General features: G+C 68.8%; 10 protein-coding genes. All 10 read right to left on the bottom strand.

Features of this window, described 5'->3' with window-relative positions; genetic code table 11:
• Positions 1–16: 16 nt before the first annotated feature.
• Positions 17–3,394: a S41 family peptidase gene (locus HNP55_RS16275; RefSeq protein ID WP_184301556.1), complete on the bottom strand. Its 3,378-nt coding sequence runs from the start codon at positions 3,392–3,394 to the stop codon at positions 17–19.
• Positions 3,395–3,499: 105 nt separating this feature from the next.
• A complete protein-coding gene (locus HNP55_RS16280; protein ID WP_184301559.1) occupies positions 3,500–4,399 on the bottom strand; it encodes a 5'-nucleotidase in 900 nt (299 codons plus the stop codon).
• Between the two features lie 6 nt (positions 4,400–4,405).
• The gene (gene gspF, locus HNP55_RS16285; protein ID WP_184301562.1) at positions 4,406–5,617 is read right to left on the bottom strand and encodes a type II secretion system inner membrane protein GspF; all 1,212 of its coding nucleotides are present in this window, start codon (positions 5,615–5,617) and stop codon (positions 4,406–4,408) included.
• A gap of 4 nt (positions 5,618–5,621) precedes the next feature.
• Positions 5,622–7,043, bottom strand: coding sequence for a type II secretion system ATPase GspE (gene gspE, locus HNP55_RS16290; RefSeq protein ID WP_184301564.1), 1,422 nt, complete (start codon positions 7,041–7,043; stop codon positions 5,622–5,624).
• Between the two features lie 26 nt (positions 7,044–7,069).
• Positions 7,070–9,307 carry a type II secretion system secretin GspD gene (gspD, locus tag HNP55_RS16295; protein ID WP_246448451.1) on the bottom strand — a complete coding sequence of 746 codons (2,238 nt, stop codon included), beginning with the start codon at positions 9,305–9,307 and terminating at the stop codon, positions 7,070–7,072.
• 23 nt (positions 9,308–9,330) lie between these two features.
• Complete coding sequence (locus HNP55_RS16300) at positions 9,331–10,269, bottom strand: type II secretion system protein N (RefSeq protein WP_246448453.1); 939 nt, start codon at positions 10,267–10,269, stop codon at positions 9,331–9,333.
• Positions 10,266–10,772: a type II secretion system protein GspM gene (gene gspM, locus HNP55_RS16305; RefSeq protein ID WP_184301570.1), complete on the bottom strand. Its 507-nt coding sequence runs from the start codon at positions 10,770–10,772 to the stop codon at positions 10,266–10,268. The genes HNP55_RS16300 and gspM overlap by 4 nt, the downstream gene beginning before the upstream one ends.
• Before the next feature lie 13 nt (positions 10,773–10,785).
• Positions 10,786–12,048: a type II secretion system protein GspL gene (gene gspL, locus HNP55_RS16310; RefSeq protein ID WP_184301573.1), complete on the bottom strand. Its 1,263-nt coding sequence runs from the start codon at positions 12,046–12,048 to the stop codon at positions 10,786–10,788.
• Positions 12,049–12,134: 86 nt separating this feature from the next.
• Positions 12,135–13,130, bottom strand: coding sequence for a type II secretion system minor pseudopilin GspK (gspK, locus tag HNP55_RS16315; RefSeq protein WP_184301576.1), 996 nt, complete (start codon positions 13,128–13,130; stop codon positions 12,135–12,137).
• A complete protein-coding gene (locus HNP55_RS16320; RefSeq protein WP_184301579.1) occupies positions 13,127–13,858 on the bottom strand; it encodes a type II secretion system protein J in 732 nt (243 codons plus the stop codon). Before HNP55_RS16320 ends, gspK begins: the two co-directional genes overlap by 4 nt.
• Between the last annotated feature and the right edge of the window lies 1 nt (position 13,859).

A 13,859-nucleotide genomic window follows, 5' to 3' on the forward strand; every position in this document is an offset into this window, starting at 1 on the left:
CTCGCAAATCCCTAACTCAAGGTTTCACCGGCCGCAGATAGGGGCCGGGCTTGACCTGGGGCAGGGGCTTGTCGGCCATGGCCTTCTTCAGCAGGGCGATGGCGGCATCCAACTGGGCGTCGGCACCCCCGAAGGTGGCACGCGGCGGGTTGTCCACCTCGATGTCGGGCGTGACGCCCTTGCCTTCGACGATGAATTTGCCGTCCGGCGACATCTGGCCGGTCTCGGCCGCGCGCATGATGCCGTTGTCCAGTAAACGGTTCTGGTCCGACAGCCAGACGCCCGCACCCGAGGTGGTCTTGCCTATGGTGGGGCCCAGGCCCAGACGCTTGATGCCTTCGGAGAAGGTTTCGCCGTCCGAGTAGGTCTCCTCGTTGATCAGCACCGCCAGATGGCCGCGGAAGCTCTGCTGCATATTCGAGAAGGTGGCCGAGCCTTCCGGCGAGCGGCGCTGCCAGTAGGCCCAGGCACGGCGCAGCAGCTTTTCCAAAATCCAGCTGTCGATATTGCCGCCGCCGTTGAAGCGCACGTCGATGATCAGGCCTTCGCGGTCGGTCTGGGCATAGAACTCGCGCACAAAGTCGGCGATATCGTCGCGGCCCATGGCGCGCAGATGCAGATATCCGATGCGGCCGCCCGAGGCCGCGGCCACGGCCTGGGCGCGTGAGTAGCGCCAGTCGGCATAACGCAGCTGGCCCTCGCGCTTGCCGTCCACCGGGGTGACGATGCGCTGCACGTCCTTGCCCTCGGCCGTGCGGACCTGCAGCAAGACCTGGCGGCCGGCCTGGCCGCGCAGCAGCTCGGACTCATGTGTTGCCTCGCTGATCTTGCGGCCGTTGATGGCGGTGATCACATCGCCCACCTTCAGATCCAGGCCGGCGGCGGCCAGGGGTGCTTGCTCGGCGGGCAGTTCCGGATCGCTGCGGTAGATCTGCTCGATGCGCAAGCCCTGTTCGCCCGCCTTGCCGCTGCGGCTGAAGCGCGCGCCCAGGCCAGCCAGGCCGGGGCCTTCCTCGCCCTTGCGTACATCGCCGGCGTTCACCTGGCTGTGCAAGGCGCCCAACTCGCCCACCAGCTGGGCCATCAGCTCGGCCAGCTCGGCACGGTCCCTAACCCGCTCCACCAGCGGCTCGTACTTGGCGCGCATGGCCGGCCAATCGACGCCATGCATCTGCTTGTCGTAGAAGTAGTCGCGGTGCATGCGCCAGCCGTCCTGGAACATCTGGCGCCATTCCTGCCTGGGTTCGGTGGCGATCTGCCAGTCGCTCCAGCGGACCTGGAATTTGGGCAACTCGGCCGGCAGCTTGGGCGCGGCGTCCACCAGCAGGATCTCCGGCGTGCTGCCGCCATTGCCCCGCAACAGCATCAGCTTCTTGCCGTCGGCGCTGAGCTCGAAGCTGCGCACATCGGCGCTGACGGTCTCGGCGCTGCCGCCCAGATTGTCGATGGACAGGGTCTTCAAGCTGGTCTTGCGCTCGGCCCCGCCCTCGGCATCGAGGAACCACAGGCGCTTGCCATCGGTCTTGAGATGGCTGTAGTTGCCGGCGGCCAGGGGCACTTCGAACAAGCGATCTTTTAGGCCTTCCCACTGGATGGCGGGCTTGGCCTTGGCCTCCGGCTTGTTGTCGCTCTTGCCCTCGGCCTTTTCTTCGGCCTTGGCCTCGGCCCCGTCCAGCTCGGTCTTGGCCGCGAAGGGGAAGCGCTGGCCGGACTGCAGGGCGAGGGCATAAAGCCGGGTGCGGCGGTCGAAGAAGGGGCCCATATTGCGGTCGCCCCAGGGCCCGCTGGTATTGCTGACGGCGAAATGGCGCTGCGACGTGAAGTAGAGCCAGCGGCCGTCGGGCGTGAAGGCCGGGGCCTCGTTGTCGTAGCGCTCCGAGCTCAGCTGATGCGTGCGGCCATCCTTCAGATTGAAGAGCATCAGCTGGGCGCGGTTGGCATTGCTGAGGGTTTGGGTGAAGGCCAGGGCCTGGCCGTCGGGCGACCAGGCCAGATGCTCGAAATTACCTTCCACCTGGTTGTGGGCGATCTGCTTCGTTGCCCCCACAGCGTCTTTGCCGCTGGCTTTCAAGTCGGTCAGGAAGAGGTGGCCTTCCTTGTCCTGGTGGGCCAGGTAGCGGCCGTCCGGTGAGGGCAGCAGCTTGCTGCGCATGGCTTGCGCGCCCTGGGTCAGTTGCTCGGGCTTGCCTAGGCCATTGGCGGCGAAGCGCCAGATCTCGCGCTCGCCGCTGAAGTCGCACAGGGCGAACACGCTCTTGCTGTCGGCGCTGAACTCGCCCGTGCGGCAGCGGCCGTAGTCCGGCTGGGGCAGCTCGGCGCGGCGCAGCGTGCCCAGGCCCTGGGTGGCCAGGTGGCCGCGGCTGGCCAGCAGCACGCGCTCGCCATTCGGGGCCAGGTGGGTGTCGGTGAGGAAGTCCTGCGGCTTGGTGATCCAGCGCTGGCGCTGTTGTTCAAAGTCGCCGCCGAGCTGGATGTCCAGCTTCTGGCTGCTGCCGGCGGCGGCGTTCAGGTCCAGGCTGTAGAGATCGGCGCCCAGGGCGTAGACGGCGCGGCCCTCGCTGACCGAGGCGTGGCGGATGTCCCAGCCCTTGTGCTGGCTGTGCTGGCGCAGGTCCTGACCTTTCAGATCGACGGACCAGAGATTGACCGTGCCGTCACGGTCCGACAAAAAGGCGATGCGCTCGCTGCCATCGGCCGCCTTGTAAGGCATGGGGCGCTTGTCGTTGGCGCCCTCGGCCAGCAGGGGGCGGGCTTCCGCCTGGCTGGCCAGGTCCAGGGTCCACAGGCGCGCGATGGCGCCGCCACGGTACTGGCGGGCGTTGTCGCCGCGCAGGCCGTTGCGGGTGAAGAAGAGCTGCCGGCCGTCGGCGCTCAGCGCGCCGTCGCTGGCCTGGCCCACCGGCAGGGTTCGGCGCGCCAGGGTCTTGGGGTCCACGGCATAGAGTTGGGTGATGGGCCGACCGTCTTGCGCCGGACCGGTGAACAGCACCTCGCCCTGGGCGCTGAAGCCCCAGACGCGCAGGGCCGCGCCGTCCCAGCTCAGGCGCTTGGGCAGGCCGCCTTGCACCGGCAGCAGGTAGACGTCGCCGGGGCCGTCGTACTGGCCCACAAAGGCCAGGTACTGGCCGTCGGGCGAGACGGCGGGCAGGGTCTCCTGGCCGCCATGGGTGCTGAGGCGCTCGGCCCGGCCGCCCGTCAGGCCCACGCGCCAGAGATCGCCCTCGGCCACCAGATAGACGTTCTGGCCATGGACGGCTGGCTGGCGGTAAAAGCCGGGGCCGGGCAGGGAATTCGCCTGGGCAAGTGCGGCGCCCGAACCCGCGATGAGGGTGGCGGCAAGTGCTTGGACCAGCGGATGGGCCGGATGGGCCGGACGGCGGTGCACGGGATGCATGGCAGCTTCCTTATGGGAATGACGGAAAGAAAGGCGCGGATTGTCCGGCCTACGGCCGGTGCCGCCAATGGTCATGGGCGGATGGCGCCTGGGGCAAACCCGGGCTCAGGGATTGGCAATGCCCGCGGCCACATGGCCCGAGGGCACGTGGGCGGCCGCGCTGGCGATATGGCCGGCCTGGTCGTCGAAGAAAAAATCGGGCTCGAACTCGCGCAGGAATTCGCCCTTGGCCAGGCCGCCCAGGAACATGGCTTCATCGACCTCGATGCGCCAGTCCATCAGTGTGCGGATGGCGCGTTCATGGGCCGGTGCGCTGCGCGCCGTGACCAGGGCGGTGCGCACCCGCATCGGGCCGGCCGGCTCTTGCTGCAGGCGGTGCAAGGCTTCCAGAACCGGCTTGAAGGGCCCGGCCGGCAGGGGCGTGTTGGCGTGGGCAATCTCGTGGTTCTGGAAGGCGTTCAGGCCCTCGCGCTGGTAGACCTGTTCGGCCTCGTCGGAGAACAGCACGGCGTCGCCGTCGAAGGCGATGCGCAACTCATGCGGATGCTCGGCGCTGGCATGGGCCGAGAGCGGGTACACCCGTGCCGCCGCCACGCCAGCGTTCAGGGCCTGGCGCACATCGGCCTCGTTGACCGAGAGAAAGAGCTGGGCCTTGAGCGGGCGCAGATAGCGCCAGGGCGATTCGCCCCGGGTGAACACGCCGCGCTGGATGGGCAGGCCGTAGTGCTTGGCCGAGCGAAACACCCGCATGCCCGAGATGGGGTCGTTGCGCGACAGCACCACCACCTCCACCCGCGGCGGGGCCGCATCGGCGTTGAAGGCCAGCAGCTTTTGCACCAGCGAAAACGCCACGCCGGGTTTGGCCGGCAGCTCCAGCCGCTCTTGCTGCAAGGCCATATAGGCGCGGTCGTCGCCGGCCTCGAAGAACTGGTTTTCTTCCTCGAAATCGAACAGGGCGCGAGAGGAGATGGCGACGACCAGCTGTCCGTCCAGATTGGCAGGCATGCGTGTTTATTTCACCCAAGTGTTGAGCTGGATGATGGGCAGCAGCACGGCCAGCACAATCATCAGCACGATGGCGCCCATGGCCACGATCAGCAAGGGCTCCAGCAAGGTGGCGGCGGCCATGGAGCGGCGCTGCACCTCCACGCTGAGCTGGCGGGCGGCGCGGTCCAGCATCTGCGGCAGCTGGCCGGTCTGCTCGCCCAGGCGGGCGAACATGGCCAGGATGCCGGGGAAGCGCTTCTTGCCCGCCAGGGCCGCACCCAGGGGCGCACCCTCGCGCACCTGCACCAGGGCGTCCAGCGCGTCGGCCCGCATGGCGTGGTTGGACAAGGTCTCGGCGGCGGCCTGCAAGGCCTTCAGAATGGGCACGCCCGAGCCCGCCAGCATGGCCAGCGTGCCGGCAAAGCGGGCCGCGTTATAGCCGCGCGCCAGTCGGCCGATGACGGGCAGGCCCAGCATGGCGGAATCAAAGCGGCGGCGGAAGGCCGCGCGCTGGAGCGCCGCGTGCAGCGCGAAGCCGCCGCCCGCCAGGGCCAGCAGCATGGCCCAGCCCCATTCGCGCACAAAGGCGCTGAGCGCCAGCATGGCGACGGTGATGGCGGGCAGGGCGCGCTTGGAGCTGGTGAAGACGGTGGCGATCTGCGGCACCACATAGGTGACCAGAAAGATCACGATGAACACCGAGATCAGGGACACGATGGCCGGGTAGGCCATGGCGCCGACCAGCTTGCCCTTGAGGTCTTGGCGCTCCTCCAGATCGTCGGCCAGCTTTTCCAGCACCGGGCCCAGGGCGCCGCTCTGCTCGCCGGCCGCGACCACGCCGCGGAAGACCTCGTCGAACTCGCGCGGCGCGCTGGCCAGGGCGCGGGCGAAGGGCGAGCCCGCGTTGACCTCGGCCTTCAGCTGGGACAGCAGCTCGCGCTGCTTCTCGTCCTCGCTCTCGTCGGCCAGGGCGGTCAGGGCGCGCTCCAGCGGCAGGCCGGCGCCGACCAGGCCGGCCAGCTGGCGGGTCCAGACGGCCAGGGCCGTGGGGCTGAAGATGCGGCGGGCAAAGCGGCTGCCGCCGGTCTGGCCATGCTGCTGCACCGGCGTGATGCTCAGCGGCACCAGGCCCAGGGTGCGCAGCTGGGCGCGGGCCACGCGCGGGTTGTCGGCTTCGAGCAGGCCGCTGCTGTTGCGGCCGGCTGCGTTGAGGGCTTCGTACTTATAGGCTGGCATCGCGCTAGTCTCGCGTGACCCGCAGCACTTCCTCTTCCGAGGTGATGCCTTGCGCGATCAGGCGCGCACCGTCCTCGCGCATGGAGCGCAGGCCCACTTTTTGCGCGGCGGCCAGCAGCTCGCTCTCGGCCGCCTGCTGGTGGATCAGGCCGCGTACATGTTCGTCCGCCACCATCAGTTCGTAAACGCCGGTGCGGCCCTTGTAGCCGGTCTTGGAGCAGGCCTCGCAGCCCACCGGGTGGTAGTGGCCATGCTCGTCCTGGCGCCTGCAGACCGGGCAGAGCTTGCGCACCAGGCGCTGGGCCAGCACGCCCAGCAGGCTGGAGCTGAGCAGAAAGGGCTCGACGCCCATATCGGTCAGCCGAGTCACGGCGCTAGGCGCGTCATTGGTGTGCAGCGTGGCCAGCACCAGGTGGCCGGTCAGCGAGGCCTGGATGGCGATCTGCGCGGTCTCGTAGTCGCGGATCTCGCCGATCATGATGACGTCCGGGTCCTGGCGCAGGATGGCGCGCAAGGCCTTGGCGAAGCTCAGGTCGATCTTGGCATTGACCTGCGTCTGGCCCACGCCCGACAGCTCGTACTCGATCGGGTCTTCCACCGTCAGCACATTGGTGGTGCTGGTGTCCACGGTTTGCAGCGAGGCGTAGAGGCTGGTGGTCTTGCCCGAGCCGGTCGGGCCGGTCACCAGCACGATGCCGTGCGGCTGCTGCACCAGCTTCTTGAAGGCCGACAGCACATCGCCGCTCATGCCCAGGCCTTCCAGCGTGAACTTGGACTCGGTCTTGTCCAGCAGGCGCAGCACGGCGCGCTCGCCGTGGGCCGAGGGCAGGGTGGAGACGCGCACATCGATGGCTCGCCCGCCGATGCGCAAGGAGATGCGGCCGTCCTGCGGCAGGCGCTTCTCGGCGATGTCCAGCTCGGCCATGATCTTCAGGCGCGAGATCAGGGCGGCATGCAGGCCGCGGTTGGGCTGCACCACCTCGCGCAAGGTGCCGTCGACGCGGAAGCGCACCGAGCTGGCGCGCTCGTAGGGCTCGATGTGGATGTCGCTGGCGCCGTCCTTGGCCGCCTGCGTCAGTAACGCGTTCAGCATGCGGATGATGGGGGCGTCGTTGGCGGCCTCCAGCAGGTCTTCCACGGCGGGCAGGTCCTGCATCATGCGGCTCAGGTCGACGGCGCTCTCCACCTCGCCGATCACCACGGCCGCGCTGGACTCGCTGCCCGCGTAGGCCGCATTGATGCGCTCGGCCAGGGTGTTACGGGGTTCTTTCTCGAAGCGGTCGATCTGGTAGAGGCGCTGCACCTCGGCCAGGCTGGCCAGGCTGACCTCGGACGGCGCCCACAGCACCAGGGCTGCGCCATCGTCTTCCAGCAAAACCATATGCGCTTTGGCGAAGGCATAGGGCAGGGGGTGGCGTGTGGCCATGCGTGTATTCCTGCTCGGGCTGGGGTTCAAGGCTTGGATTGCTTTTGCGCTTGCGGCTGCGGCGGCACCTGGCTCGCGCCACCGGCCGGCGTGGCCGGGCCCGCCGGCAAGACCGGGGCGCCGGTGTCGGGCAGGATCATGCTGGGCTTGGGTTGCGTGTTCTGCTGCAGGCTGCGGATGGACTCGTAGCGGTCCAGGGTCAGCTGATCCGCGGCGTTCTGGTTGCGCATCACCACCGGGCGCAGAAAGACCATCAGATTGGTCTTGATGCGCTTGCGGTTCTGGCTCTTGAACAGATTGCCCAGCAAGGGGATCTGGGACAGGCCGGGCACGCCGTCCTCGCCGTCGGCGTACTCGTCCTTCATCAGGCCGCCCAGCACCAGGATCTGGCCATCGTCCACCGAGACCGTGGTCTCCACCGAGCTCTTGTCGGTGGTGGGGCCGCTGCTTCTTGAACTGGTGGCTTCGATCACCGAGGAGTTCTCCTGGTAGACCGTCATGCGCACCGTGCCGCCCTCGCCGATCTGGCTGCGGATGCGCAGGGTCAGGCCCACGTCCTTGCGGTCAATCGTCTGGAAGGGGTTGGCCGCGCCGCTATTGCCGCCGGTATTGGCATAGGAGCCGGTCAGGAAGGGCACGTTCTGGCCGATGACGATCTTGGCTTCCTCATTGTCCATGGCCACCAGATTGGGCGTGGACAGCACATTGCCGCCGGTCTCGGACTCCAGGAAGTTGGCGATCGCACCCAGGGTGTAGAAATTCCCCACCTGCTTGAGCAGGCCGATATTGAAGCCCTGCGGCGCGGCCCCGCTGGACAGGGCCGTGCCCACGCCGGTGCGGCCGCCCGCCACGGCCACCGTGCCGTTGATGATATTGCTCAGGCCGGTGCCGAAATTGGTGCCGGCGCCGGTGATGGTGGCGTCGCCCTTGTTGCCGAACAGGTTCTGCCACTGCACGCCGAACTGGGCGGCCTTGCTGGCGTCGACCTTGACGATCATGGTCTCCACATAGACCTGGGCGCGGCGCACGTCCAGCTGGTCGATGACGCCGCGGATCTGGCGGTACAGGGGCTCGGGGGCGGTGATGATGAGCGCGTTGATGGAGGGGTCGGCCTGCACAAAGCCGCCGGTCGAGGGGGCTTGCGAGGCCGCCACCGGCGTGGTGGACGCGGCCGAGTTGCCGCCGCCCGTGCTCGAGCTGTTCTGGCCCACGCCGCTGAGCGGCGTGCTGCTCACGGCCGCTCCGCCCGTGCTGCTGCCGCTGCCAAACGCGCTGCCGCTGGCGCTACTGCCCGTGCTGCTGCCGGAGGCGCCGCTGCCGCCGGCAAAGGCGGCACGCAGCACGGTGGCCAGCTTGGTGGCGTCGGCGTTTTTCAGATAGACCACGCGGATATTGCCGCTGGCATTGCCTTCGCTGCCGGGTTGGTCCAGCTTCTCGATCATGGCGCGGGCCTGGGCCAGGCGGGCCGGGTTGGAGGCGCGCAGGATCAGGGCATTGCTGCGCGCGTCGGCCAGCACGCTGAGCGCGCCACCGGCTTGACCGGGGGCCGCGGCGGCGGTGCTGCCGTCGGCCAGCTTCTGCACCAGGGCCGCCAGATCGGAGGCGATGGCATGCTTGAGCGGCACCACCTCCAGATCGGTCGAGCCGGGCGTGTCCATGGTCGCGATGATGCGACCCAGGCGTTGCAGGTTGTCGGCGTAGTCGGTGATCACCAGGCTGTTATTGCCCGGGTTGGCATTGATGGTGTTGTTGGGGCTGATCAGGGGGCGCAACACGGCCACCAGATTGTTGGCGTTCTCGTGGCTGAGCTTGAAGATCTGGGTGATGATCTGGTCGCCCCGCATATTGCTGGCGCCCACCGCCACCGAGCCGGCCTGCAGCTTGGCATCGGCCTCGGGCACGACCTTGAGCAGGCCGGAGTTTTCCACCACGGTGAAACCGAGGCCGCGCAAGGCGGCCAGATAGTTCAGATAGGCCTCGCGCACCGACACCGGCTGCTCGCTGTAGACGGTGATCAAGCCCTTGACGCGCGGGTCGATGATGAACTGGCGGTCCAGCATCACGCCCATGGCGCGGGTCACACCCTCCAGATCGGCATTGACGAAGTTCAGCGTCACCGGCGTGCGCGACTTCAGCGCCGGGCTGTGGATGCGGGTGGCGGGGTCGGCTGCGGTTTCAGGCTGGGCCAGGGCCGGACCGGTGTTCAGGCTCAGCAGGGCGGCGGCCAGCAGGGTCAGGGAGCCCCGGCGGGGGGTAGACGTCATGCGCAGACGCTTCTTGTTCATGCTCATCCAATCGAAAAGACGGAACGGGCGCCTTGGCGGCGGCCGATGATATTCAGGAGATTGTTCAGTGCCGCCTCGCGGCCCGGGGCCGCCGTGGCCTCCAGCGTGAAGCGGGGCTTGCCCAGGCCGAAGCTGCCTTGGCCGTTGAGGATCAGGGCGCCGTCCAGGGTGCTCAGGCGCAGCTGGCTGATGCCGTCCTGGCCTTGGCCGGCCGAGCCGCCCAGCACGCTGAAGCGGTAGCTGCCCAGCGGCGCCAGCGTGGAGACGCGGGAGGAGACATTGAGCAGGTCCAGGTCCAGCTGGCCGAACTGGCGCCAGCGGCCCTGCACCCATTCGAGCCGGAAGTCGCGCGCGCTCATGCGCACCGAGCCGCCCAGCTGCAAGGTGTTCCAGGGTGTGCCCAGGCCGGCCAGCCAGGCGCTGGGCCAGCGCGCCAGCCAGTCGGCATGGCTGGCCACGGCGATCTCGAAACGGCCCCAGCCGGGGCTCAGGCGCAGCTGCAGCTCGCCGTTGATGCAGCAGGCCTGGCGCGCCCGCAGGGCCAGGCCCCAGCCCTGCACGGCCATGGACCAGCTGATGCGGCCCGGCAGCACGCTGGCGTCGCGGCTGCCCTCGCCGCCGGTCAGCACCAGCAGGCCGCTGCCGTTCCAGATGCTGCCGCGGGTGTCGGTGATCAGCAGATGGCCGTTGCTGGCGCTGGCCAGGCCACGCGCCAGCCAGCTGGCCGGCGCGAACAGCAGCAGGGCCAGCAGCAGGCCCAGCAGCGCGCCGGCCAGGGCCCAGCGCCGCGAGGCGGTGTTGCGGTTGCGCCAGGCGGGTTCCAGCTGGCGGGTGTCCTGCCATTGCGAGGGCTCACCGGCGGGCCCGCTCAGGCTGGGCTCGAAGGCGCGCTGAGCGCCACGGCGGCCGCGGCCGAAGGGGAAGGCAAAGCGCTTGCTCATCCGTTCATCCCCGCGATGCTGAGGGTGATGCTGCCGGCATAGCCCTTGGGCCCGCGTTGCAGCTGAGCCTCCACCGGGCGGGCGCGGGCGGCGCTGCGCACCTCGCCCAGCCAGGCTTGCAAGGCCTCGCTGCTAACGCCGTTGATGCTCAGCACGGCGCGGTCGCCGGTGATGCTCAGGCGGGCATCCTTGCCCAGGTGTTCGCTGGCCGCCTGCAGGGCTTGCGCCGCTTGCGCGGCGGGCACGGGGGCGATGCCGCGCAGCTCGGCCGCTTCCTGGGCCAGGGCCTGCATCTCCTGCAGCTGCAGGTCAACGGCTTCCAGCTGGGCCGGGCTCTGGCGCAGCACCCGCAGGGCCGGCTGTACCGCGATCAGCCAGAGCAGCAGCAGGCCCAGGGCGGCGGCGGCCAGCTTGAGCATGAAGCGCTCGCGCTCGCCCAGGGTTTGCCAATGGGCTTTCAGAGGGGCGGCTGTTTGCTGCCAGGACTTCAAGGGGGCGCTCATCATGTCTTGTTCATTACCTGTGCTTATCGGCCTTGGCGGGGCTGAGGCTGAGCTTGCCCTCGCTGGCGTCCAAGGCCCAGCCTTCGCTTTTCAGCTGGCTGCGGAATTGCTGGATCTGCGCCTCGCTCCAGCCGGCCGAGGCCATGCTCAGGCGGCCGGGCTCGAAGCTCAGGCTGTCCACCGGCGCGCGGTCGGCCGGCCAGGCGGTGGCGGCGGCGGCCAGCAGGGCTTCCAGATCCTGGCTGCCGCTGCGGCCGGCATTGGCACGCAAGGCATCGGTCTCGCGCTGCATCTGCACCGGCGCGTCGAGGATGGCGCGGATATGCGGGTAGCTGGCCAGCAGGGTCGCATCCAACTGGGCGCGGCGGTTTTGCAGCTGTCGGTGTTCCTGCCAGGCCAGCAGGTTCAGGCCCAGCACTTGCACCAGCACGAGGCCGATCAAGCCGTAACGCGCGGCCCGCCATTCGCGCCGCATCAGGCCGCGGTAGAACTGGCGCAGGGCGCGCACGCCGCGGGTGCGTTGGGCCAGCTCGAACTGACGCAGATTCCAGGGGCTGGTGATCACCCGCAGGGCGCGCTGGGCCGGGCTTTGCACCGGCACCGCTGTGCCCAGCCAGCGCTCGGCGGCGGAGACCACCTCGGCCGTGGCCGTCCATTCGGTGGCTTGCACCAGGCCGGGGGGAAAGAGCTGGCGCGAGAGGCCGCCGTCCAGGGGCAGATTGCTGACACCCTCGGGGTGGCTCCAGCGCAGGGCGACGGGGCTGTTCTCCTGGCCGGTGGCGTAGAAATGGCCGCGCGGCGGGGCCTCGGGCCAGCTCAGGGGGCAGACGCGGTCCACAAAGACCTGGGCCGCCTCCAGCGTGGCCAGTTGCTGCTGCAGCCAGCTGCGCGAGGTGATGGCCACCCAGGCGGTGTCGCCGCCCAGGGCCTCGGGCTCGACGGCGAAGTGCAGGCTGTCGGGCTCGTCCAGCAGGGTTTCTTCCAGCATGCCGGCCAGGGCCGAGCGCATTTGCCGGCCGGCCTTGGGCAGGGTGACGCGCTGCCAGGCCACATCGGACTCGGCGGGGATGGCGATCACCGTGTCGGCCGGCGGCAGATGGCTGGCGCTCTGGCTGCCTTGCTGGCTGATGTTGAGGCCGTCCGTCGTCAGCAGGAAGTCGAAGTCCTTGTTCAGTGCGCCGGCGGCCGTGTGCCCCAGGCCCTCGTTGGACTGCACGGCGCGGCCCTGCGCGCGCAAGCGGCTGCGCGGCGGTAGAAAGACAAGCAGAGTACTCATGGGCGCGTGAGGGCGAGCTCCGGGTAAGGATGGGCGTGGCGCATTCTAGGAGCGTTGTGTCGCGGTGCCGGGGCTGTGGCGCCCGCTCAGGGTTTTTTCTGAGCCGGCTCCAGCACCCGGTTGATGCGCTGGCGCTCCAGCACCAGCACGTCCAGATTGCGGCGCCACAGCAGGGAGCGTTCTTCCAGCACCCGTTCATCCAGGCGCATGCGGCCGCTGACGTTGAAGTAAGAGCTTAGGACCTCGGCCCGGTCCGAGCTGACGGTGACCGAGCTGGGCAGGAAGTTCTTGGCGTCCTGGGCTTTTTTCAGCGGCTGGGCCTGGCGCACCTGCACCAGGCGTTCGGCCGAGGCCAGGTCCATGCCGTCGAACAGGGCGGCGATGACCTCGCGCGGGGCGGTGTTGAGATTGACCGGCGTGGGCGTGGGCAGCAGGGTGACAAAGGGCCGCAGGCGTTCGATGGTGTCCTGGCTCAGGCCCAGCCAGACCAGTTGCTCCAGATTGCGCGGCTGCAGCGGGATGTCGGCGGCATTGCCCGTGCCGGCCTGGCTGTTCTGGCTGGCATAGGCCAGGCGCAGGCGCTCGATGATGAGGGCGGCGGTGCCGGGCGGGGTCTGGGCGCTTTGGCAGATGCGTTCCAGCACCCGCTGTTCCAGCTCCGGCACCTGGGCGCCACCCAGCAGATTGCGCAGGTTGTACTGGGCTTGGGCGTCCTTGATGGTGCCGGACAGAAAGGCTTCGGGCCCGTCCTTGTCGGCATTGCCGCCTTCGATCGCCAGAAAGGTGGAGACCCGGCTCTCGGCCACCGGCACGGCCCAGAAGTCGTTCAGGCTGTCGACCGGGTCTTTCTGGTTGTCGATGGCGTCCTGGCGCAGGATCAGGCGCGCCCAGTCCAGCGCGCCCTGCAGAATCAGCGAGGACTGGCTGCGCGAGCGCTCGGCCGCCTCGATCTGCACCGCGCGGTACTGCCGCCACACCATGGCCGCGGCCAGGCTGGCCACCAGGGTGACGATGATCATGGCCGTCAGCAGGGCGGCGCCGCGCTGGCGCTGGTTTGCGGGGTGGGCTTGCAAAGGACTCATTGTCCGATCGCGATCTGCCGCGTCAGCGGCCCAGAGAAACCACTGCCGGGGTCGAACAGGATCACCATGCGCACGCCGGTGGGCAGGTCCGGGCGAACGGGGCCTTGCCTGTTGGCGCCGTTGTTGTTGGAGCTATTTCCGCTGCTCCCTGCCTCGTTATTCTCTGCCTTTGTTTTGTCATCTTCGGACTTCTGCGGGGCCTGTGGAGGCTGTGTATTGCTGCTGGAGCCGCCGCTGGACTGCGCATTGCTCCAGCTATTGCCCCGGTAGAAGTACATCTGCCAGCCGCTGACGCCATCCAGGGCACGCAGCTGGGTGGCGTCCTGATTGACTTGCAGCTGGCTGCGCTGGAAGCTGTCGTGCAGGGCCGCCACGGTCTTCACCACCGGACCTTCCCAGCGGAACAAGGCGTTATTGCGCGCCGTCCAGACCACCACTTGCAAGCCCTCGGGCACTTGGCGGGTCATGCGCAGGCTGGCGCCGTCGAAGGCCAGGGGCTCCTCGATGCCGCTGTCCTGGATGGCGCGCAGGTCCTGCTCCCATTGCGCGACCACGGTTTGCAGGCGGCTGCTTTGCTCCAGATGGGCCTGGGCGATGTCGCGGCTTTTCAGCAAGGCATCCAGGCCGCGCCAGGCGATCATGGCCATGGTGGCCATGATCGCCAGGGCGACCAGCACCTCGACCAGGGTGAAGCCGCGCTCGGGCTGCGGGGAGCGGACCGAATTCATG

This window comes from Roseateles oligotrophus (assembly GCF_014204525.1).
Classification (GTDB): domain Bacteria; phylum Pseudomonadota; class Gammaproteobacteria; order Burkholderiales; family Burkholderiaceae_C; genus Paucibacter_A; species Paucibacter_A oligotrophus_A.